Genomic DNA, 22243 nt, shown 5'->3' on the forward strand with positions numbered 1-22243 from the left:
CGCCGGCCGTGTTCCGCCGCGCTGCTCTCGTGCCGTGAGGTGCTCAATCGATACCCCCTACGAAAGTGGCGGGAGCGCTCGGACCGCCATCGAGTAACAGCTCCGGATCATCCCAGACAATGCCTATATGCCTTATTATGTCGGCTTCACGCTGATTGACCCCTCCAGCTGCGGAATCACCCTTCCACTCTCCCAAACGGGTAGGAAGCTTGGCCAGACCTTCATTGGTCGAAATGGCGTCTTTGATGAGCGGCCGGAAATGCTCCTGCGAAACTCTGTCGACCCGGCCGTGGACCAGTATGGGCACACCGAGGTCGAGCGCCACGTACACCTCACGGGCCCCCAGTCCACCTTTGGCGCGAGGAGATGTACTGAGCACCATCGCCACTACCTCGTCCTGTTTGCCGATCCTCGCGTCGAGCAGCGAGAGATGTTCGTCCACGGACCGTTCGCCCCTGTCGCACCAATGGATTTCCCAGCGCTTCGGCTGCCCCCTCCACCGTGCCCACCTCATGCGCCACGCATGATGCAGCTCGGGATTCTGCATGCGTTCCAGACTGTGAATCGATATCTCCTTGTATTTACTCAGCAGCGGGTTCGAATAACCAAGCTTCGGGTTACGTTTCCACCATTCGACGGGCTCGCTGCACAACTCAACCGGTAAGAAGAAGTGAAGCGCCACGCCTTCCGCCCGGGAGCGCCACCGCTCGCTCAGCCGGGTGAGCATTTCGGCCACGGCAACCGGCAGTCGCGCTCTCGACATCACGTGCGTCGGCTCGCACCCCGGTTCCTCGTGGAGACCTGAGGACTCCGCATAGCGAACCCGGGCCGAAAGCTGGTACCTGGTCTCCCTGCGAGGAGGACGAGCGGACTGTGAGAGGGAGGGGGCCAGATCGGGCGCGATTTTGATGAACAGCCGGATCACCGGTGGCTCCGTTGTGACCGGATCCTCCGAGTACGCCGCGTCCTCCCTCCGATCGCCCGGGCCAGATGCGTCACTGATCTCCAAGAGATCGAGGGAAAGGCCCCATGCTTTCGCGAAGTGAAGGTTCCACGCGTGGATCTCCCCCACCGCCGCAGCGCCCTCTCCGCGCGCCGCTATCCGCTCCAACAGCACCATGCTGGGGGGAATTCCACCGCTGTCGGAGTTGAGGCAGGCCAGCCAGACGAACGCGTGCCAGACAGTCACGGAGTGGGCGGGGAGACGGAGCCTGCCCTTCGTGATCTCCGCAACGATCTGCCTCAGTTCCGGCATGGTGAAGTCCAGTGCGTCGCGCAGCGCTGACCAGTCCCGGTCCTCGTACAGATCCGTGGCGTTCCATTCGTCGACGAGCGGCAACAGCAGATGGGACAGCGCGGGGGCCAACAGATTGGTCACCTCCACGAGAGTCTCCAGGCCGCCCGAACCCGTGCTGCACGCCTTGACCGCCTGGACGAAGTCCTGGCGAGCCGTGGGATAGGACTCCAATTCCAACCCGTCAAGGGAATCGACGAGTTCTCGTTGCCACTGGTGGCGGCCACGGGCATCAGTCAGGGCCGCGGATTGCCCCAGCACCTCCACCATGGCTTCCAGCACCCGCCGTCTGGATGGGCTGCGCGGTAACCGCAGCTGCATGTGCGCTCCCCTTCGCACCGCTCCACAGCACCTGTGCTCCTCCCCCGGTGGCACCTGGTACCGCGCCGCACGGGAAGGCCCCAGGCTAGGTGGCGGCTTCCTCTGCCGGACAGGGTTTACCCGAAGTCGTCCTCCGGATTCGTGCACGAAGTGGTTCTCTCCGCAGCCCTCATCAGGGCAACCACCGTTCCAGAACCGAGAAGAACTCAGGGTTGGCCCAATAGGAGGTGTGCGCCGCGGACACCGGCTGGCCGTTGTCGACCCGCACGTCCAGAACCTTTCCCGCGAACACCCCGGAACACATGAACGAGAGCAGATCGCGTGGATCGTAGACGTTCACCCAGGTGGGGAAGTCTGCCGGCAGCCCCGCACCGAAGGGGCGCGAGGGGAGCGCGTCCAGTTCGTACAGCAGTGACGGCTGGGAACCCACGGTGACCAGGAGGTCGACCTGCGGGGGCGCGGCGCCGGGGCGGTGGGGTTCTGCCTCCGGCGTCCTGCCGGGCGTGAGGACTCCCGACGCAAGCAGATCGAAGGCGACCACGCCCCCGAGGCTGTGGCCGAGCAGCACCAGCGGGCGCGGCAGTTCACGCATGTGCTCCGCGACATATGCGCGCACCGCCGCTCCGCGGACCAGGTAGCTCAGGATGTCCCCCGCGAACCCCAATGTGCGGCCGGTCAGCGCACCACGCCGGCTGACCACCCAACGCGATCCGAAGGCCCGTTCGAAGGTGCGCGCCGAGCGGGCCAGAACCGCGGTCATCGCGTCCTTCGGTCCTCGTGTGTCCCCGCCCAACTCGTCCACGAGGGCGTCGACCAGCGTGTCCCGGGTCGTGACGGCCACGGCGCCGGGTCCTTCGGGAGCGGATCCGATCGCCCAGGCGACCATGGCACGAGCCAGCAGCCGGGCCGGACCGCCCGATCCGTCACCGTCCGCGTCCGCCACGGCGCGACGGACGTGAGGGGACATCGTCAACTCGGCCAGGGCCGCCTCCAGATCTTCCGAAAGACCAGCCTCCGCCCATGCCGTCCTGGCCCGCTCCGAACGGTTCAACCCGGTCAGCCGCGCCCACAGCAGGTCACCGACCGGCTGCGTGCCGGGGCGAAAGGGCGTCCCGGTCCTCTCGCCGAGCGACGTCAGGGCCAGTTCGACGAACGGGTCGGCATAGAGAAGCGCCCACCGTGCGCGATCCTCGTCCGCGCTGTTCGGCGGCGTGGCCGTCATGTCCGCCGGTCTGTCGGGTACGGACACCCCGCCGGCGCGCAGATACGAGCCCAACACGCTGCCCCAGCCGCATCCATGGACCTCCACATCCGGTCGCGATGCCGCCAAACCTGCCCGAAGCGCCTCCAGTGATGCCGCAAAGCCGGAATCACGAACTCCTGTCCCGTGCACGAAGAGAACCGTCGTCACCCCACGCCCCCCACTCCGAGCGACCAGGCTCACGCCCCGAGGCTCATGCCTGCCCGAGCGGTCACGTCATCACACGATTGCACCGCATTTGATGGATGCGCGGTAGAACACCGCGCCCACCTTTTCCGGACTGCCGAACTCCTCATGGGGCGGTTCGTTTCAACGGTGACGGGTGTGCGGCGCGTGGCTGACCAGCCATCCGTCAGCCATCTGGGTGACGGACCGCTCTCACCGAAGGTCCTCCAGCAGCAGATCCACGGCTGCCTCCTCGTGCAGCGCGACCCCCGACGCCCTCATCGTCGGGCCCAGTTCCGTGTCCCATGTCGCCTCGACCGTCACGCCGGTGAGCGGGAGTGGCGGTGTGCCCTGGAGTTCGGCACGCGTCGCCAGGTACTCGTAGTCCGCCGCGGCCATGCGCCAAGGTCGCGCACCGTACCGCCCCATGACGCGGTTCGCGAGCGTGAGGCCCGGCCAGTCGAAGTCGCCGTGGTAGGCGAAGGCGCAGCCGGTGGCGGCCAGAGCGTCGAGCAGGGTGAGGACGACCGTGGTCGCGCTGCCAGAGGTGCAGATCAGCGGAGCCGTGCAGCCGGCGTCCGCCGCGGCCTCGACCACGCGTGGGTTCTCACAGATGTGGACGCGGGTGCGCGAAGGCAGTTCGAGGCGCAGGGTGCGGAGTTCGCGCAGGGTCAGGTGGGTTTCCAGGTAGTGGTCCGCGCGTTCGCGCAGGGCTGTTTCCTGCCAGGTGGCGCCCTGGGGGCGCAGGCCGTACGTCAGGACCGTGCTGGAGACCTCGTCCGGGGTGACGGAGGCCTGGCGCCACAGTGCGCGGCGGGCCGGTGCGTCGGTCGGGAGGTCGGCCCCATGGGCGAGGGCGATGCCGCGCAGGACCAGGCGGGCCAGCAGGGTGCCGTCGTCCAGGCCGTGGGCCGAGCCGGTGACGCGGGTGGCGAGTTCGCCTCGGCCCCAGGTCACGGAGGTCTCAGCAAGGGGGAAGAGAATCGTGAGGGTCTGGATGGCCTGGGTGAGGGTGGTGGGTGGCTGGCGGGTGAGGGTGCCGGTGCGGCGGATCTCCGTCAGCCACGCGTGGGCCCAGGGCTGGTCGGCCAGTGGTGTCGCGGTCAGGGCCGCTTCCGCCGTGGACCACAGGTGGTCGCGTTCGGCTGCCGCGGCGTCGCGGGCCGCTCGCCGGTCGGTCAGGGGTGGGCCCAGTGCGGTCAGTGTCGCGGTCAGGCCCCGGCCGGCCGCGCTGGCGCGCAGGCGGGCGTCCAGGTCGGGCAGGCGGATGGACGCGGTGGGGCCGGTGACCGGCTTGGCAAGGAGGAGGGACAGGGCTTCGCGTTCCCGGGGGTCGAGGTGCTGGAGTCTGATCGTGCCGGTCGGTTGGAGGCCTCCTCGTTCGAGGCGGGTGCGGGCCGCCGCCCACAGGCGGCTCAGGCCCGGCCTGGACAGGAACGCCAGTGCCTGTGCGTCGAGGGGCGGGTCGCCCGCCGCCCCGGCCTCCCTCATACCGACATCAGCCTCCGCTGTCGCCCGTTCCATGCGTAGTGCAGCGTCGCCACGCCCCGCACATGCGGGTCGCGCAGGCACTCGTAGATGTGCAGGGACGGTACGTCGGGCCAGTTGCCTACCAGGCGTTCGCTGGTGAGGACGAAGTCGAGGTCCAGGTCGACCAGGATGCGGCCGAGGCGGGCGTGGGTGGGCTCGTCGACCTTGGCGAAGGCGTCGTCCAGCAGGATCAGGCGCGGGGCGTGCGGGGCCGACTCGGCGAGGCTCGTGAAGTGGGCGGCCGACGCTGCGAAGAGGACGAGGTAGGAGAGGACGCGCTGCTCGCCCTGGCTCATGCCCGTGCGGCCGGTGAGTCTGCGGCGGCTCCCCGGTGCCGCGTCGTTCACCACCCAGGGCGTGAAGGTGAACCAGTCGCGGTAGTCGAGAGCGGTGCGCAGGTGGGAGGCGTACCCCCCGGCCGGGTCGGCGCGTCGGGCGTCCTCGATGCGGCGCTGGAGGACGTCGCGGAGTTGGTCGGACTGCTCGCGGGTGCGCAGGCCCGAGGGGCTGCGCAGAAGGTCGACGGCGGCCTTGACGTCCGCCTCCACACCGTCCGCCAGCTTCCAGTCGAGGGTGACACCCAGGCCGTGCGACGTGCGGACCGTGGAGAGAGTGGCGTTGAGGGCGGCCACCAGGGCGCCCGCCGCCAGCACCTGGGAGGAGAGGTGGTCGCCCAACTCGCCGGTCAGGAAGCGCTGGAAGACCTCCCGTTCGCGTTCCGTCAGCCGGTCCCGTGCCTCCGCCGCCTGGGCCGCGATGCGCACGCCGACGAGGGCGATGTCGTGCGGGCCGTGGTCGTCGATGAGCCGGCAGAGCTTGATTCCGTCCTGTTCCTGGATCGTCGCGTCGTAGCCGCCGGAGAGCTGGTCGCGCAGTTCGGTGTGGCGCTTGAGGAGCGTGGTGTCGGAGATGTCGTGGCGTTCGGGGTCCAGACGACGGCGTACGGCGTCGACCAGCTCACGCAGTGCCTGGATGCGCTCCCGGGCGTCGCCGTGGACCGGGTCCGGGTCCGGGGACTTCAGGGCCCGTCCCTCGCGATCGTCCCCGTCGGCGTCGAGGCCCGCCGCCTGCGCCACTCCGGGCAGCGACAAGGCCGTACGCAGTCCCCTGCCGCAGACCAGTGCCTCGCTCTCCTGGGCGGCCAGCGCCGCACGCCGCCCCTTCTCGTCCTCCTCCGCACGGACCCGCTGGTCGTGCGCGCCGGTCATGTCCTGCCGCAGACGCGGAAGCTGGCGTCCCACGGCGTCCAGGCGGCGCTTCGCCTCGGCCTCACGGGCGAGGATCTCCTGCTCGGTGGCACCGAGCGCCTCCTCAAGGGTTCGGACGGTACGGCGGGCGTCCTCCAGACGGCCGAGGGCCCCGCCGTAGTCGGACTCGGCGTCCCGCCGTGCCGCCACGGCGCGCTCGTAGTCCGTACGGTGGCCGCCGTGGCTGTCGGCCGTCGCGACGACGGCGCGGATGCGCCTCCGCAGCTGCTCCGTGCCCTGGCTCAGCCCCTTCAGGGCGAGGCGGACCGCGTCGAGTGCGGCCCCCTCCGCCGGGAGGCCATGGGCACTCGCCGTCGCCTCGGTCTCCCGCCTGGCGGCGACGGCACGGGTACGGGCCTCCTCCGCCTCGCGGGCAGCCGAGGCAGCCTGGCCCGCGAGTGACTCGGCGGCGCGCTCGGCCTCGGCCGTACGGGCCCATGCGTCGGTCAGCCCACGTGCCGGCGGCGGGCGGCGCAGGGCGTCGGCCGACTGCTCCCGGTGCTGGGTCAGCACACGCAGGCTGTGCTCTCTGCGTGCCGCCTCGTCCTGCACGGCGGCCAGCCGACGGTCCAGGTCGGCGAGCATCCGGCGGCGGGTCTCCGCCCGCACCTCCGCGCCGACGTACTCGGCGGCCTGCTTGCTGTGACGGCCGTGGGCGATGCCGAGCTTCCAGGAGCCGTCGGTACCGAGGGCGGTGTGCGGTGCGGGTGCGGCTGGGGCTGCGGCTGCGGCTGCGGTCTGAGCGCCCGGGTCCGGCGCCGCTGCCGTGTTCGCCATTTCGGCAACACCGGCACCACCGGCACCACCAGCCCCACCGGCAAAGAGACCGCTGTCCGTGACGACGGCCACCGCCTCCAGCACCCGCTGGACCTGCTCGGCGCGCACCCCGGTGTCCGGCGCCGCGACCGGACGCAGCAACCGCGCGAGCGTCGCCCCGGCCACGGGGACTCCCGGAAGCAGCAGGGTGTCACGCGTGGCCGGGTCCAGGACCGTGCCGTCGGCGCGGACCCAGGCGTCGAGCAGGCCACTCGCCTCCAGCGCGGCTTCCAGCCCGGCCCGGGCCCCGGGCCCGAGGTCGTCGGCGAAGTCCACCAGGCGGTACAGCGGCGCCCCGGTGCCGGGAGTACGGGCAGCCGCGCGGTGGGGCGAGGGCGGGGGTTCGGGGTCGGTGCGGCGTTCCCAGTCCTCGCGCTCGCGTCGGAGTCGGTCTCGTTCGGCGTGCGATGCGCGGACGCCGACGGCCAGGGCGTCGCGTTGCTCGTTCAGCTCCGCGAGCCATGGGTCGACGGCGGACCGGGCCGCTTCGGCCACGTCGTCGGGGGTGCGGGCGGGGAGCGCGCCGTCCGCGGGATCACGCGTGACCAGGGCGTCCACGGCGTCCAGCGGCAGCCCGGTGAGTTCGCGCAGCCGGTTGGTCCAGACGCGGACCGAGTCGGCGTACGACTGTGACTCGTGCGCCGCTTCCTGTCGGCGCCGCCCGGCCCGGGAGCGCGCCTGGTCCGCCTGTTCCTCCAGGCGTTCACGGGTGGCGTCGGCCTCCTGTGCCTCACGTGTGGCCCGGTCGGACTTCCCGATGAGTGCGCTCAGTTCGGCCACCGACCGGGAGCGGTTTCTGATCACGGGTTGCGCGGTGTCGAGCCGGGCGTCCCACGCCTGCAGCGCGCTCGCGCACGCCTCGGTGTCCACCGCCAGCACCCGCTCATGCCGTACGAGGTGGAAGTCGCCCTCCGGAGCGGTCAGTTCGGCCGTCGCGGCGGGCGCCACCGGTGCGGCGACGCTCGCCACGGGCTCCCCCAGATGCATGGCGTCGAGCCCGGACCGCTCGGCCTCCTGTGTCAGTTCGCCGTGTGCGGTGCTCAGTTCCACCAGTTCGCCGCCGAGGCGACCGGCCTCGGCGGTGAGTCGCTGCCCTGCCTCCTCCTGGTTGATGTGTGCCTGGCGCGCGGACTTGAACGCGGTGGCGGCCGCGCTGTGCAGGGCGGAGACCGTGGCGCGCTTCTCCCCGAGTTCCGTGAGGCCGCGGTATGCGCTGCTGGCGTGCAGCGCGGCGAGGTCCGTCTCGGCCGCGGTCTGCTCGTCCTCGAGGACTTCGATACGGGCGCCGAGTTCCGCCTCGCGCTCCCGGAGTGTCTCCGTGGTCCTCGCGGCGTCCCCGGCGGACCTGCGGTACTGCGCGAGCCGTTCCAGTTCACCGCCCGACCGGTCCGCGCGGCGGCGGAGCGCACCGTGCAGATAGCCGCGGTAGGTGGTGAGGAAGGTGCGCAGTGCCTGGTCCGTCCGCTCCAGGCGTCCGAGGTCGGCCCGTACGGCGTCGAGGTCGTCGAGGTTGCGGGCGACTTTCTCCACGATCTCGTCGTCGAGGGCGGGCAGGGTCTCGGCGAGGACGGAGACCAGGCCACCGGAGTCGATGCGGTCGCCGATCGTGGGGCGGCGCAGCCGGTGCAGGAGGTGCATGAGGTTGCGGTAGCGGGCCGGGTCGGTCAGGCCGAACAGTTCACGGGCCACCCGGGCCCGGTGCTCCACGGCGCGGTCGGATACGTTCTCCGGGCCGACCAGGGCCTTGAGCTGGTCGACGGGAAGCGGCTGGCCGGCGGGGGCGAGCTGCAGATCCTCGCCGGCCCGGAGCGGGGTGACGAAGAAGAAGGGCTTGGCCGTCCTGGTCGACTGGGACGCGCGGATCGCCACGCCAAGGGTGAGGTACTGGTGGGCGCCCTCCTCGTCGGTGCGTGCGAACTCCACCCACAGATAGCCCAGCCGGTTGGTCTGCTCGAAACCGTCGAGCATCAGCCAGACCAGGGTGGTGCGCCCGGTTCCCGTGGCGTCCAGGGCACGGGCGTCGCCGTCGAGGAGATACGGCAGCAGCATCTCCAGGGCCTTGGACTTGCCGGCGCCGTTCTTGCCGCGCAGCAGCAGCCGGCCGTCGCCGAAGGCGAACTCCTGCTCGTCGTACTGCCAGACGTTGCGGATGCCGGCGCGGTGCAGTCGGTAGCGGTGCGGGGACGGCGGGCGGTTCACCGGGTCGGCTCCTGGGTGACGTCTGGGGACTGGTCGGTACGGGGCTGGCCGGTACGGGGCTGGCCGGTACGGGGTTGGTCGGTACGGGACTGGTCCGTACGGGACTTGACGGCCACGGTGGTGGCGTAGCGGGCGGCCGCGGCGAGCAGGATCCAGGCGCTGTCCGTACGGGCCTGCCCGCGCGCCTGCCCGCCGACCTGACCGCGGACCTGCCCCCGGACCTGCCCGCGCGCGCCCGCGACATCCGTGACGGAACGGCCGTCGGCCGCCGCCTCCTCGTACCCCTCGGGCAGACCGTGACCGTCCGCGCGCACGGGTCCGGCGGGTGCCATCAGACGCATCCGGCAGAGGAAGTCCAGGACGGCGGCAAGGAATCCGGCCCGGTCGTCCAGGTGGCCGCGCTGCCAGTTGCTGCGCCCGCCGTACTCCTCGATCAGCTCGTCCAGCAGGTCGGACAGCAGTTCCTGCGGGGCCGGTACGCCGATGACGAGTCGGCCGCCGACCGCGGGATGCCCGGGATGCTCGGGGCGCAGTCGGGCGACCAGCCGGTCCACCAGGAGCAGCGCGGCCTGAGCCACCGTCCCGGTGCCGGGCAGCTGCAGGTCGGTGAGTTCGCCGTCCGGGTCGACGAGGGCGATGCCCTCGGCCCTGATCTCCGCCTCCAGGCCGAGCAGTTCGGAGAACGCCTGTGCCTCGCGGCGCTGTCGGGTGCGCAGCCATTCGCGCTCGGCGGCCGTGAGGTCGTCGAGGTGGACGACGGGGGTCTCGACCAGGCGCCTGCGGACATACGTGCGCGGCCCTCCGAAACCGGGGTCGGCGGCCCGGCGTACGAGGTCTGCGCCGTCGCGGCTCTGGGCGAGCGGCCCGGCGACGACCGCCCGCGCGATCTCGCGGTCCACGGTCAGCAGCGCCTGGCCACCGCCTTCCTCGGCGACGGCCGAGACCTGGCCCTCGGTCTCGACCAGAACACCCCAGTCGACGAGTTGGCGCAGCGCCGCCGCGAGTGTGCGGCGTTCCGCCTGCCGGCCTGTGTCGTCGATCTCGATTCCGGCGTCGACCGCCGCGGCCCGCAGGTCGGCCACGAGCTGGGAGAGCAGGAGCTGCTCCGGGGCGGTGACGAGGACCGACAGAGCGAGAGCCAGATACGCGTAGGTGCGCGGTGTGAACGGCGTGCCGGTGGACGGCCGTTCCAGCCGGTGGCCGGAGCCCGGGCCGAGGCCCGCCTTGAACAGGCGGGCGTACGTCGCCTCCACCAGCAGGCGGTAGCCGAACACCTGCTGGAAGCGCTGCGCGAGCCAGTCGGCGTGGCGGCGGATCAACGGAAAGGTGTCGCTGTGCGGTCCGGCGCTGGTCACCAGGGGGTGGGCGAGCAGCAGTCGTGCGGCGGCGCGGCGTTCGGCCGCGAGCGCGACGTCATGGGCGGAGGGCAGGGCCATCAGGCGCTCGCCTCCCCGACGTTCGTCAGGGACGTGCTCTCGGTGTTCGTCAGGGAGGTGCTCTCGACGGACAGGGTGAGGGAGTCCGCCGTCAGGTCGCCGTCCACGGACCGCAGGAGCGTGTGCCGGCCCGGGGTCCGCCACGCGAGCAGCCGGATACCGAGGTCCGCGTCGCTCGCCTGCGCGCCGTCGAGCAGGAAGTCACCGGCCTCCGTGCGCAGCTGGGCGTTGCCGAGGGCTGTGGTCAGCAGCTCCAGCAGCAGGCTCATGGCCGGCGCGCCGAGTCGTACCTGTTCGAACCTCCCGGACGCGCTGCGCAGTTCGTCGGCGGCAGCCTGCCGGGCCTCGGCCTGTTGTCGCGCCTGCTCCATGAGGCGGCGCTTCTGCTCGGCATGGTCCTCGACCGCGGCGGCCCGTCCGCGCGGCGCCCGGCTGCCGCGCTCGCGCAGTGCCACGGGAACCTCCACCACCGGCCCGGTCCACCAGCTCACGTACGCCGGCACGGACTGGTCGGGATCCGGTGCCACTCCCAGGTGCCGGGCCCCGTAGAGCCCGAAGGCGGCTACGGCGAGGTCATGGGCCTCCTCCGGCTCGGCCGAGTCGAACCAGGCGGCCAGCCGTAACAGGTCCTTGCGGTGGGACATCTCCCCGGAGGCCGAACGCAGCATGCGCTTGGCGTTGGCCAGCAGCGACTGCAGGGCGCGCAGGGTGGCGTCGCGCAGCTGGTCGACCTGACTGCCGTGTTCGTGTCCGCCGGTGTCGGTGAACCAGTCGCGCAGTCCCTCCCAGTCGGCGAGACTACGGCCGCGGCTGCGCTGTACCCGGGTCTCGGGCAGCCCGTCGGCGAGCGCCCCGATGCCTGCCGTGTGCGCGTCCACGCGGGCCAGCAGCGCGGGCAGGTGAGGCCATACGGCGTCCAGGTGCGCCGCGATACGGGGTGCGCGGAAGGAGATGTCCTCGGTGATGGCCTCCACGTAGTCGAGCAGCAGCTCCTTGAACCCCTGGTACTCCGCTCCGTCGAGGTCGTAGCGGGCCAGGACCTGCCCCAGGTACGCGTAGAAGTCCCGTACCGACTCCGCGAACTCGGCGAACTGCACGAAGAGCGTGCTGACCCGCTCCAGCGCCTGCCGCGGGTCCGCGCCGCCCGGCGCCGCCGCCAGGGCCGCGATGTCGCGCAGGCCGCGCTCGACCAGGGCGAGCAGTTCGCTGCTCACCTCCCGGGCGGCGTCCGCCCCGGCCAGTACCTCGTCGGCGTCCCGCTGGACCCGCTCCCCCAGCTTGGACAACTGGTAGCGGGACCGGGAGCGTTGGTACTCGGCGATGCTCGTCGCCCGGACCGTGTGCGTGCTGCGCAGCAGATCGCCCCAGTGCACCAGTCGCTCGAGCCGCGCGGTGAGCGTCTCGGCGTCCAGGTCCGCCCCGGGACCATCGGTGCGGGCCAGCTTGGCGAGCACGTCGGACACCGCCAGATCAGCGAGCAGCGTGCCGCAGAACACCCGCATCACGGCGACGTACTCCAGACGCTCGGGGGCACTGAGGTAGGCGTAGGCGCTCAGCCGCTGCCATGCCTCGGTGCCCGGGTCCTCGCCCGGGTCCTCCCGGCGTGATGAGTTTCCCGCGTTCCCCTCCATACCGCCGAGCGTACGGACCGGCACTGACATTCCGGGGCACAGTCCGGGAAAAGCCTCTCCGCCCCGAGCTGAACCTTCACGAGAACCGACCCTGTCATGCCGCGTGTCCTGATCTACGGTGACATCGGTGACCTAGGACGAGGGAGGGTCCGTGGAGCAGGCAAGGACGGCACTCGCCGAGCGAATCGCCGAGCGGAGAAGGGGAGTCGGTGACCCTCGGGCGCTGGTCGGCGAGATGCGGCGCTCGGTTCTTCTGGTGCCGACGGCCGGTGGCGGCCTGTGGTCGGCGCGGTCGGGCGGGGTGCGGTGGATCTGCGGGTTCACCGACGAGGCCGCGCTGGTCCGGTTCGCCCTGCGTCACGGACCGGGTGATCAGCCCATGGACTACGCGGCGCTGTTGGGCGCGCGCATCGTCGACGAGGTGGTGCCGTCCCTGGATGAGCCCGCGGGCCTCGCCGTCGACATCGCGACCGAGGACGGGTCGATGTTCTTCCCGCCGGTCGTCGGCATCGTTCCCGACGGAGTCGCCGTCGACGCCGGAGAGGCAGACGCCGGAGAGGCACAGGAGGAGCGCGGACATGGGCGGTGACGGGGCCGACCTGCAGCTCGGCAAGGCGGCTGTCGCGAAGTTCACGCAGGGCGTGGGCGCGACCATCGACGAGCTCGGTGAACTCGGCGGCGCCACCGGTTCGGTGATGGGCAAGGGCTTTTCGGAGCTGTCGATGACGGGGATGGAGGCCGGGCACCACGGCCTCTCGGTCGACTTCGAGGACTTCTGCGAGCGCTGGGAGTGGGGTGTGCGAGCCCTGGTGAGCGACGCGAGCGCGATCGCGAACCGCCTCGGCCTGGCGGCGGGCACCCAGTGGGAGCACGACCAGTACGTCGCGGGCGCGCTGAAGGTGGGCGTCAACTCCGTGATGGGCGGCAACCCGCACGCCACCGAGGAGGACATCACCCAGCAGGACTGGGGCGACGTGTTCACGCCGGACGCCCTGAACCCGGACTGGAGCGCGGAGTCGTTCGACAGGGCGGGTGAGGACATCGAGCAGACCTGGAAGGACACCGGCCGCACGGTACTCACCGAAGGCGAGGGCGGCCTGCGGTCGCAGCTGCTCAACGACGCGCTCGGTGTCTCCGACGAGCAGTGGAACCAAACGCTGGACGAGACCTTCGGCCCGTCGCCGGAGGAACGCGCCCAGCAGGCACAGCAGGCACAGCAGGCACAGCAGCAGGGTGAGTCCGGGGGGAACTGACCGTGGGTATCGGCGACTTCATCAGTGACATCACGCCCGACTCGGTCGAGAACGCGGTCGAGGACGGAGTCGAGTGGGCCGGCAACCGGGTCGAGGACGCCGGAAACTGGACCGCCGACCGGCTGAACGACGTCGGCTGGGAGTCCGGTGCCGACTGGGTGCGCGAGCAGTCCCGTTCGGTCGCCAACAGGATGGGCGCCGAGGTCGACGAGCTGGACCTCGGGCAGACCGAGGACAAGACCAAGCTGATCTACGGCAGCCCGGGCAAGCTTGACGCCACCGCCACGAAACTCCGGGCCTTCCAGACGGCCTTCGACACCACCGGCGACGGTCTCAAGGGCCTGGACTCCTCCCAGCTCAAGGGCGAGACGGCCGAGGCGCTGCGCACCGCCGTGGGCACCCAGCCGCCCAAGTGGTTCACCGGTGCCGACGCGTGCGAGAAGGCGGCCGCCGCGCTGGAGGCGTTCGCCGGCACGATCACCTGGGCGCAGGGGCAGGCACAGACGGCGATCGACAAGTGGAAGGAGGGCACCAAAGCCTCCGAGGACGCCGCCGACGCCCACCGCAAGAAGGTCGACGACTACAACAGCGCGGTCGACCGCTACAACGCCCAGCCCGCGGACAAGCGCGACCCGGCCTCGCTCCCTCCCAGGCCGGCGGCGACGTTCGACGACCCGGGCAAGACGTTGATGCAGGATGCCCAGGACCTGCTGGCCGATGCCCGCAAGCAGCGGAACTCGGCAGCGGAGACCGCGCGCACTGCACTCCGCGCCGCCCGCGACCTGGCCCCTCCCAAACCGTCCTACGCCGAGCAGGTGGGCGACGGCCTCCAGGAATTCCAGATCATGGGCGACCACGTCGGCGGCGGCCTCGTCAAGGGCACGGCCGGCATCCTCAACTTCGTCCGCTCGGTCAACCCCATGGACCCGTACAACCTCACCCACCCGGCCGAGTACGCCATGTCCCTCAACAGCCTGGCCGCGGGGCTGGTGGTGGCCGCCAACGACCCGGTGGGCACGGGCAGGCAGCTGGTCGGCGACTTCATGAAGGACCCGGCGGAGGGGTTCGGCCGGTTGCTTCCCGACATCGCGCTGACCGTGGCCACCGGCGGAGGCGGCGCCGCGGTGAAGGGCGTACGCATCGCCGAGGAGGCGTCCGACCTCGCGAAGGCGCGCCGACTGCTCGACGACGCGCCGGACGGCACCCACAACCGGCCGGACGGCGAGCGCCCCGCCGACGGCACGGACCCGGTGGACCTGGCCACGGGCCGGATGTACCTGCCCCAGACCGACGTGGAGATCCCCGGCATCCTGCCGCTGGTCTTCGCCCGCCGCACCGAGTCCGGTTGCGCGGTCGGCCGCTTCCTGGGGCCCGCCTGGACCTCCACCGTCGACGAGCGTCTGCAGATCGACGCCGTCGGCGTCGTCCACGTCACCGCCGACGGGCTCCTGATCCCGTACCCGCACCCGGTCCCCGGCGCGCCCACCACGCCGGACACGGGCAGGGCCCGCACCCTGCTGGCCCGCGACGCCGACGGCGACTACACGGTCACCGATCCCGACAGCGGCCTGACCTGCCACTTCACCGCCCCGTCCGGCAGCGAACCGGGAGGCGACGGCGAGGCCTGGCTGTCCGCCATCACCGACCGCAACGGCCACACCATCACCGTGGACCGCACCGAGGACGGCCTGCCGCTGGCCCTCGTCCACTCGGCGGGCCACCGGGTGAAGCTGTCCGTCGCCGACGGCCTGGTCACCGCCCTGTCCCTGGCCGGTGCGGGCGAAAGCGGCACGGACCTGCCCCTGATGAGCTACGGCTACCAGGACGGCAACCTCACCACGGTCACCAAGCCGTCGGGCGCCACCACCACCTTCGTCTACGACGACCGCCGCCGCGTCACCGCCTGGATCGACTCCAACGCGAGCCGCTACGACTACGTCTACGACGACCGCGACCGTGTCGTGGCGGAGGGCGGCGAGGCCGGCCACGTCCAGCTCACCCTGACGTACACCGAACCCGACCCGGAGACGGGCCACCGGACGACGGTCCTGGCAACCGCCGACGGCCGGGCCACCCGGTACCTGATCGGCCCCGGCTGCCACGTACTGGCCACCACCGACCCGCTCGGCCACACCACCCGGTTCACCTACGACCCGCACGGCAACCTCCTGACCCGCACCGACCCGCTGGGCCTCACCACCGCGTTCTCCTACGACGAGGCGGGCCGGCTTGTCACGGTCACCCGTCCCGACGGAAGCGAACTGCGCACCGTGCGCGGCCCGTTCGGCCTGCCGGTGGAGATCGTGGGCCCGGACGGCTCCCGCAGGACCCAGGAGTTCGACGAACGCGGCAACCGCGTCTCGGTCACCGACGAGGGCGGCGCCACCACCCGCCACACCTACGACCGGGCCGGGCGGCTCACCTCGGTCACCGACGCACTCGGCGGCACCACCCGCGTGGTGTGCGACGCGGCGGGGCTGCCCGTGGAGGTGACCGACCCGGCGGGCTCCACCGTGCGCACGGAGCGCGACGCCCTGGGCCGACCGGTCCGCGTCACCGATCCCGCGGGCGGCGCCACCCGCCTTCAGTGGCACGCCGACGGTCAGCTCTCCCGGCGCACCGGCCCCGACGGCGCCACGGAGTCATGGACCTACGACGGCGAGGCCAACCGCCTCACCCACACCGACGCGTCCGGTGGCACCTCCCGCTTCGAGTACACCCACTTCGACCTGCCGTCCGCCCACACCCGCCCCGACGGCGCCCGCTACGAGTTCCAGCACGACGCCGCCCTGCGCCTCACCCGCGTCACCAACCCGCAAGGGCTGACCTGGACCTACGAGTACGACGCCGCCGGCAACGTCGTCTCCGAGACCGACTTCGACGGCCGCACCCTCACCTACCGCTACGACGCCGCCGGGCAGCTCGCCGCCCGCGTCGACGCGCTCGGCGGAACCGTCTCGTTCGAGCGGGACCGGCTCGGCCAGGTGATCCGCAAGGACATCGACGGCCGGGTGACGACCTACGCCTACGACCTGACCGGACGCCTGCTGGAAGCGGTCGGCCCGGACAGCGAACTCCGGTACCAGTACGACCGCCGGGGGAACGTCAAGACCGAACTGGTGGACGGCCGTCCCCTCGTCCACGCCTACGACGCCCTGGGCCGCCGCACGCGCCGCACCACCCCCACCGGTCACGTCACCTCCTACGCCTACGGCGCCGACGGACAACCCCGGCGCCTGACCACCGGCCGACACCACGTCGACTTCACCCACGACGCCCTCGGCCGCGAACTCACCCGCGTCTTCGGCGACGCGATCACCATGACCTCCGCCTGGGACGAGGCCGGACGGCTCACCGGCCAGCACATCACCGCCGGAGCACGCGCCGTCAACACGCGCGCCTACACGTACCGCGCCGACGGTCATCCGACCTCGGTTTCCGACCAGTTGTCGGGCACCCGCACCTTCGATCTCGACCAGGCGGGCCGTGTCACCGCCGTCCACGCCCAGGGCTGGACGGAGCGGTACGCCTACGACGACGCCGGCAACCAGACCTCCGCGGCCTGGCCGTCCCACCACCCCGGCAGCGAGGCCACCGGACCACGCGCCTACACCGGCACCACCATCACCCGCGCCGGAGGCGTCCGCTTCGAACACGACGCCCTGGGCCGTGTCACCCTGCGACAGAAGACCCGTCTGTCCCGCAAGCCCGACACCTGGCGCTACGAGTGGGACACGGAGGACCGGCTCACCTCCGTGACCACCCCCGACGGGACGCGGTGGAGGTACCGCTACGACCCGCTGGGCCGCCGCACCGCCAAACAGCGCCTGTCCCACGACGGCGAGAGCGTGGTCGAGGAGGTCCGTTTCACCTGGGACGGCCCGATCCTGTGCGAGCAGACCAGCCACCAGCCGGATCTCGGTAGCACGGTCGTCCTCACCTGGGACCACCGTGCCGACGTCCCCTTGGCCCAGACCGAACGCATCCTCATGGCCGACGACCGCCAGGAAGAGATCGACCGCCGGTTCTTCGCCATCACCACCGACCTCATCGGCACCCCCACCGAGCTGATCGACGAGACCGGCGACATCGCATGGCGCTCACGGGCCACCCTGTGGGGCGCCACCGCATGGGCCCGCGACAGCACCGCCTACACCCCGCTCCGCTTCCCCGGCCAGTACTACGACCCCGAGACCGGCCTCCACTACAACCACTTCCGCCACTACGACCCGGACACGGGCCGCTACGCCTCCCCGGACCCTCTCGGGCTCGGCCCTGCGCCCAACCCCGCCGCCTACGTCGACAACCCCTACTCCTGGACGGACCCCCTGGGGCTCGCCCCGTGCGCTCGGGGCGGGTGGGCGGACAAGGCCGACTTCTCCAGCCAGAAGGTGATGAGCAAGAAGTTCCACGCTCACGCGGGGGATTTCCTCGACAATCCCGGCAACCTGAACAAGGCCAACCTCCAGCGGTTCGAAGAGGCCATGCATGAGCACATGACAGCGGACGGAACGAAGATCTACCGTTTCGACTACAGAAATCAGGGACCGGCGGTCGGGTTCATCGATCCGACGTCCCAGAAAATGGTCATGCTGCACGCCGATGGTAGATTCTGGTCGGCCTGGAAACTGGGCGACCAACAGTTCCAGGGAATCATCGACAAAGGGTTTCTGTGGTGACCGGTCCAGAACACGAGAAGTCATCGGACCTGAGGGCCGTACTCGGTACGGACGGCGCCTTCACCGCGACCTGGCTGCGAGACAAATCGGTGGCCCCGGTGCCTGCGGGCCCACAGATCGATGCGGCGCTGGCCCGTCGGATCGGGGCCGGCTGCCGTGCTGTCGGGGCATCGCACGTCCTCGGCACGAGCCTCGCCGAAACCCCCGGTGCGACGACCGGTACGACATCCCCGCTTTCCGTCCCCGGAGACTGGACGGGTATCCACCCACCCTTCCTTCTTCGCACCCCCGACTTGCACGGGGCCGTCCTCTTTCCGGAACCGGGCTACGCACTGATCGCGGGAACCGCTGCTTTCATGGCCGCGGCGGTCGGCGAGGGGACCGACACGGCGCGCGCACGCTTCGGCCGTTATGCCCGCGCCCTCATGGAACGTCATCCCTCGCTGTCGGCCGTGGCAGCCGCATACCCACCCGAGCACAGGGCCTGGTCCCACCCCGACGACGTCGACCCGACCAGTGCGGCGGCGCGGCAAGTGGCGCTGCTGCGCGCGTTCACCGACGGGACGTGCGGCGCACCGGACTTCGCGCACGGCTGGTGGGAGGCCCGACGCGCTTCCCAGGCGAACGGGGAACGGGTGGAGGGCGCACTCGGCACCCTCTTCGACCGGGTGTTCATGATCCTCGAGGACTACTCGGTCGACCCTGACCTGGCGGAACCCGGCGACCTCGACGACACCGAACTCCTGACCGCCGTACGCGCGGCCTGGGAAGAACGGCATGCGCCCTGAGACCATAGCGTTCCGGTTCCGCGCGGCGTCCGGGGACGGCGAGGGCCGCGAGCTCGTCCATGCCGAGCTCCAGCCCGGCCGGCAGCGGCTGCTCGTCGATCCTGGGGGCGGAGGTGGCGCGCACGTCGTACTCGAGCAGCCAGGCGGTGGGCCCGCCGGGAGCGCCGGGCAGGACGTCACCTCACCGGAATCCGTACTAGAATCTGTACAGAATCAAGGGCTGTATTTGGGTAAGGAGACGGCATGGAGATCCCTGAGGTCGTGACCGTCAGCGACGCGCGCGCGAGACTTTCACGGATCCTGACCGACCTGTCGGAGTCCGGCGCGGATGCCGACCCGGTCCTGATCGGCGCCCATCGCAAGCCCCAGGGCGTCCTCCTGTCCGTCGAGGCCTTCGAGGCACTGAGCGGCCGAGCGGCACGGCGTGCGGCCGTCGCCTCGGCCACCGGCTCCATCGAGGCCGAGGGGCTCCGCGCCTCCGAGGCCTCCGATCGCGACACCGAGGCGTACGTGAAGGGCGACCTCGACGCGGACACCCTTGTCGCCCGCGCGATCGCCCGCCACCGACAGACTTCGGAGCGGCGGGCAGGGTGAACGATCCGTACGCCATGCCCAACGGCGTGCTGCGCAACAAGCTCGGCATCACCGATCATCAGTTGCTCGCGGCAGCGGAGTCGGACATCACTCGGGCTCGTCTCGTGATGCTCGCCGAACGTCCCCTGCCCGGCGCATACGACCTCGGTCATCTCCAGGCGTTCCACGCAGCGATCTTCGGCGACATCTATCCCTGGGCAGGCGAGTTACGCACCGTGAACATCGCCAAGCGCACACCGTTCTGCCCGGCGAGAAACCTGGCGTCCTACGCCGGAGAGGTCTTCGGCCGCCTCGCCTCGTCCGGCCGTCTGCGGGATCTCCCCCGGCAGGAATTCGTCATCCAACTGGCCGCGTTGTACGGCGACATGAACGTCCTCCACCCGTTCCGCGAGGGCAACGGCCGTGCCCAGCGGTCGTTCCTGGCCCAGCTCAGCGCCGACGCGGGATACGACCTGAGCTGGTCAGGTATGGACCCCCAGCGCAATGAGGACGCCTCGGTGAAGAGTTTTCTCGGCGACAACAGCCTGTTGGAGCAGCTACTCGACGAGCTCATCGCCACCACGGGGTGACGCCCCCGTCTCCCGACCGGCAGACACGGCATCTGACGCCTGGCGCGTGTTGGGCCGAAATGGGTCCGCGGGCCATGCTCGGCCCACCCCGTGACCTGACGGCAGAGCCATCTTCCGCGTCGCGACCGACAGCTCGTTCAGCTGCCCCAGGATCGTCAGCAACCGCTTCCACGCTGTCATGTCACGTGGACGTACGAGCTTGGGGAGGCTCCGGTGTCTCGGGGAGAGCGCATCGCAGATCGCTACGAGTTGTGCACTCCGATCGGCCACGGAGCGATGGGCGAAGTGTGGGAGTGCACCGATCTGCGCCTGAAGCGGCAGGTCGCCCTCAAGTTCATCCGTCCGGAACTCCTAGGCTCCGACGATGAACGACAGCGCGTCATCCGGCGCTTCCGGCGTGAGGCCGCCGCTCTCGCCGGGGTCGACCATCCCCACGTCGCGACCGTGCACGACGCCGGTGAGTGGAAGGCGACGCAGTATCTCGTCATGCAACTCGTGCCGGGCGTGGCGACTGTGGCGGATCTCGTGGCGGAGCATGGTCCGCTCACTGTGAAGGCAGCCGCCGCCGCGGGCGCGCAGATCGCCGCCGGGCTGTCTGCCGTACATGCGGCAGGCCTCGTACACAGAGATCTGAGGCCGCAGAACATCATGGTTGCGCCTGGCGGCATCTTGAAGGTCGGTCACCATGCCGTTGCCGCCTCCTCCGGTGCGGTGGCCGCGGTCGGAGAGAGCCATGACGGGATCGAGTACCTCACTCATGTAGTGGCGGATCCAGTCGGAGGGCTGGGACGATGTCGAGCGCGCCCTCACCGCCTGGCAGGACGCCGGTTCCCCGGGTATCGACACTGTTCGACTCCGCCTGACGACCGCGTCCCACCTGTACTGGATTGACCGGAGCCCTTCGCTGCGCTGGGAACATCGGCTCGCCTGAGCCGCTACCCTCCGAGGAATGGACGATGAGTCGCTGTCCGAATGGGCCGAGCGCCGTGACACGAGGATCGGACAGCTTCGCGCCGTACCCCTCGTCGGCGGCGACGGTCATCGGGGGTCGCATCTGAACCCTGACGCACCTCGGGCGATCCAGCGGTGGAACGGGCACATGTGGGAGCCCTACGGTCTTGCAGGGAACCTCGCGGAGGCGAGGCGCGTTCTGTTCCCCAACACCGAGGTCGCCCCTTCCTCGGAGCCGCCACCGAAGCTTGGCCCGGGGACAGGCAAGCACCGGAAGCCTCAGGCACCGCGACAGTCCGGGCACTGAGCCGAGCCGTAGAGCCCTTGACCAGCTCTTTCGCTGGTCAGGGGCCGTTAGCGGCAGACGAGTCGGGCTGTACGTAGGAGACACCGGCTCGGCGAGCGGCCTCACGGTCGACTTCCATGTCGCCCACGTAGGTTGCGGACGCCGGATCGGCCGCGAGGTCAACGAGGGCGAGCAGCAGCGGGTCCGGGGCTGGCTTGCCCCTCCCCGGACCGCCGGGTGCACGGACCGTGGCGAAGGGACAGCCGAGTTGGGCGAGGAGCGGAGCGGCTCTGTCCAAAGGCTTGGACGTCACGACGCCGAGGCGCCAGTCGGCGGCAGCGAAGGCATGGAGCACCTCTTCTACGCCTTCGAACGGTCGGGCCAGAGGGGAGGCAGCCTGCGAGGCCGCCGTGTACGTCTGGTGGATCCGATCGGCGTCGGCCAGCTCGAGCCGCTCCATGATGTCGTTGAACGGACGGCCCAGGTGCTGCTCGTACCTCTCGAACGGCAGGTCGATACCGTGACTCTGCTGGACCGCACGCCACGCCTCCTGCATGACGGGGCGCGTATCGACCAGGACACCGTCCAGGTCGAGGAGCAGCACGTGCTGCGTCACGACGTCTTCCGTCTTCTTCCTCGGGGATAAGGGCGCGGCGACGGGCGCGTGTTGAGCGGGCATGGCGAACGCCTCCATGGCGAGCGAGTGGGGCTGAAAGGGGTGTGCGGTGGGGGTCGGGCTGCAGGGGGCGGACTCTCGGCGTTTCACGACCGCGAGAACCCGCTTGCCGCTGCCGTCCTCGTTGAGACAAGCCGTCCACGCGTCGGCCTCGGCCGTGACGAGCAGCAGACCGCGTCCGTCCAGCGAGTCCGGCCCACTGGCGCGAGGGACCGGCGGCAAGGGGGAGTTGTCCTCCACCTCGATGCCCACGATTCCGCTCTGGGCGGCGAGGGTCAGCGTGATGTGCTTGGCCACCACCTGGCCGTTCGCGTCCGAGGGGCGCTCGGTGCCGCCTGGCGTACCGCCGTGGCGCTCGGCGTTCGTGGTGAGTTCGCTGACGATCAGGACCGTGCGGTCCATCAGGTCTTCAAGCCCCCAGGCCGACAGCGTCTCCCGCGTGAAGGTCCGTGCCGCCCCGGGTGCCCTGTCGTCCGAGACCATGGTGAGGTTCACCCGGTACTCGGGGGACTCGATGACGGACTCCAGGCTCCAGATGGGCATCATC

At 70.8% G+C, this 22243-nt stretch carries 15 protein-coding genes; 8 read left to right on the forward strand and 7 right to left on the reverse strand.

Annotation, left to right across the window (positions count from 1 at the left end):
• Positions 1 to 43: 43 nt before the first annotated feature.
• From ACLZN2_RS14185 to ACLZN2_RS14210, 6 genes are all read right to left on the reverse strand, one after another.
• Positions 44 to 1615, reverse strand: coding sequence for an effector-associated domain 2-containing protein (locus tag ACLZN2_RS14185; RefSeq protein ID WP_416978794.1), 1572 nt, complete (start codon positions 1613 to 1615; stop codon positions 44 to 46).
• Positions 1616 to 1787: 172 nt separating this feature from the next.
• Positions 1788 to 2837: a hypothetical protein gene (locus ACLZN2_RS14190; protein ID WP_416978795.1), complete on the reverse strand. Its 1050-nt coding sequence runs from the start codon at positions 2835 to 2837 to the stop codon at positions 1788 to 1790.
• A 417-nt stretch (positions 2838 to 3254) separates the two neighbouring features.
• The gene (locus tag ACLZN2_RS14195; protein ID WP_416978796.1) at positions 3255 to 4532 is read right to left on the reverse strand and encodes a TIGR02679 family protein; all 1278 of its coding nucleotides are present in this window, start codon (positions 4530 to 4532) and stop codon (positions 3255 to 3257) included.
• The gene (locus ACLZN2_RS14200; RefSeq protein WP_416978797.1) at positions 4529 to 8833 is read right to left on the reverse strand and encodes a TIGR02680 family protein; all 4305 of its coding nucleotides are present in this window, start codon (positions 8831 to 8833) and stop codon (positions 4529 to 4531) included. The genes ACLZN2_RS14195 and ACLZN2_RS14200 overlap by 4 nt, the downstream gene beginning before the upstream one ends.
• The gene (locus ACLZN2_RS14205; protein WP_416978798.1) at positions 8830 to 10269 is read right to left on the reverse strand and encodes a TIGR02678 family protein; all 1440 of its coding nucleotides are present in this window, start codon (positions 10267 to 10269) and stop codon (positions 8830 to 8832) included. The genes ACLZN2_RS14200 and ACLZN2_RS14205 overlap by 4 nt, the downstream gene beginning before the upstream one ends.
• Complete coding sequence (locus tag ACLZN2_RS14210; RefSeq protein WP_416978799.1) at positions 10269 to 11900, reverse strand: TIGR02677 family protein; 1632 nt, start codon at positions 11898 to 11900, stop codon at positions 10269 to 10271. The genes ACLZN2_RS14205 and ACLZN2_RS14210 overlap by 1 nt, the downstream gene beginning before the upstream one ends.
• Before the next feature lie 151 nt (positions 11901 to 12051).
• Here ACLZN2_RS14210 and ACLZN2_RS14215 point away from each other — a divergent pair, with 151 nt between their 5' ends.
• The 8 genes from ACLZN2_RS14215 (at position 12052) to ACLZN2_RS14250 (ending at position 21041) form a co-directional block, all read left to right on the forward strand.
• Positions 12052 to 12489 (forward strand): hypothetical protein, encoded by a 438-nt coding sequence (locus ACLZN2_RS14215; RefSeq protein WP_416978800.1) that lies wholly within the window; start codon positions 12052 to 12054, stop codon positions 12487 to 12489.
• Positions 12479 to 13153: a hypothetical protein gene (locus ACLZN2_RS14220; protein WP_416978801.1), complete on the forward strand. Its 675-nt coding sequence runs from the start codon at positions 12479 to 12481 to the stop codon at positions 13151 to 13153. Before ACLZN2_RS14215 ends, ACLZN2_RS14220 begins: the two co-directional genes overlap by 11 nt.
• Before the next feature lie 2 nt (positions 13154 to 13155).
• On the forward strand, positions 13156 to 17832 hold the full coding sequence (locus ACLZN2_RS14225) for a putative T7SS-secreted protein (protein WP_416978802.1): 4677 nt from the start codon (positions 13156 to 13158) through the stop codon (positions 17830 to 17832).
• A 356-nt stretch (positions 17833 to 18188) separates the two neighbouring features.
• A complete protein-coding gene (locus tag ACLZN2_RS14230) occupies positions 18189 to 18620 on the forward strand; it encodes a hypothetical protein (protein ID WP_416978803.1) in 432 nt (143 codons plus the stop codon).
• Between the two features lie 243 nt (positions 18621 to 18863).
• Positions 18864 to 19214: a type II toxin-antitoxin system Phd/YefM family antitoxin gene (locus tag ACLZN2_RS14235; protein ID WP_416978804.1), complete on the forward strand. Its 351-nt coding sequence runs from the start codon at positions 18864 to 18866 to the stop codon at positions 19212 to 19214.
• Entirely contained in the window at positions 19211 to 19783 is a 573-nt protein-coding gene (locus ACLZN2_RS14240) for a Fic/DOC family protein (RefSeq protein WP_416978805.1), read from the forward strand. The genes ACLZN2_RS14235 and ACLZN2_RS14240 overlap by 4 nt, the downstream gene beginning before the upstream one ends.
• Positions 19784 to 20059: 276 nt before the next feature.
• Positions 20060 to 20674 (forward strand): protein kinase domain-containing protein, encoded by a 615-nt coding sequence (locus ACLZN2_RS14245; RefSeq protein WP_416978806.1) that lies wholly within the window; start codon positions 20060 to 20062, stop codon positions 20672 to 20674.
• 58 nt (positions 20675 to 20732) lie between these two features.
• Complete coding sequence (locus ACLZN2_RS14250; protein ID WP_416978807.1) at positions 20733 to 21041, forward strand: DUF6087 family protein; 309 nt, start codon at positions 20733 to 20735, stop codon at positions 21039 to 21041.
• 37 nt (positions 21042 to 21078) lie between these two features.
• On the opposite strand, the gene ACLZN2_RS14255 is transcribed toward ACLZN2_RS14250, so the two are convergent.
• Entirely contained in the window at positions 21079 to 22242 is a 1164-nt protein-coding gene (locus ACLZN2_RS14255; protein ID WP_416978808.1) for an HAD-IA family hydrolase, read from the reverse strand.
• Between the last annotated feature and the right edge of the window lies 1 nt (position 22243).

Origin of the sequence: Streptomyces sp. T028 (assembly GCF_048159505.1) — a bacterium.
Lineage (GTDB): Bacteria > Actinomycetota > Actinomycetes > Streptomycetales > Streptomycetaceae > Streptomyces.

Coding starts and splice junctions, on each gene's coding strand:
- ACLZN2_RS14235 (WP_416978804.1), top strand. CDS start 18,864: ATGGAGATCCCTGAGGTCGTGACCGTCAGCGACGCGCGCGCGAGACTT.
- ACLZN2_RS14250 (WP_416978807.1), top strand. CDS start 20,733: ATGGACGATGAGTCGCTGTCCGAATGGGCCGAGCGCCGTGACACGAGG.
- ACLZN2_RS14210 (WP_416978799.1), bottom strand. CDS start 11,900: ATGGAGGGGAACGCGGGAAACTCATCACGCCGGGAGGACCCGGGCGAG.
- ACLZN2_RS14220 (WP_416978801.1), top strand. CDS start 12,479: ATGGGCGGTGACGGGGCCGACCTGCAGCTCGGCAAGGCGGCTGTCGCG.
- ACLZN2_RS14185 (WP_416978794.1), bottom strand. CDS start 1,615: ATGCAGCTGCGGTTACCGCGCAGCCCATCCAGACGGCGGGTGCTGGAA.
- ACLZN2_RS14195 (WP_416978796.1), bottom strand. CDS start 4,532: ATGAGGGAGGCCGGGGCGGCGGGCGACCCGCCCCTCGACGCACAGGCA.
- ACLZN2_RS14245 (WP_416978806.1), top strand. CDS start 20,060: ATGGGCGAAGTGTGGGAGTGCACCGATCTGCGCCTGAAGCGGCAGGTC.
- ACLZN2_RS14190 (WP_416978795.1), bottom strand. CDS start 2,837: ATGACGGCCACGCCGCCGAACAGCGCGGACGAGGATCGCGCACGGTGG.
- ACLZN2_RS14255 (WP_416978808.1), bottom strand. CDS start 22,242: ATGATGCCCATCTGGAGCCTGGAGTCCGTCATCGAGTCCCCCGAGTAC.
- ACLZN2_RS14230 (WP_416978803.1), top strand. CDS start 18,189: ATGGCCGCGGCGGTCGGCGAGGGGACCGACACGGCGCGCGCACGCTTC.
- ACLZN2_RS14205 (WP_416978798.1), bottom strand. CDS start 10,269: ATGGCCCTGCCCTCCGCCCATGACGTCGCGCTCGCGGCCGAACGCCGC.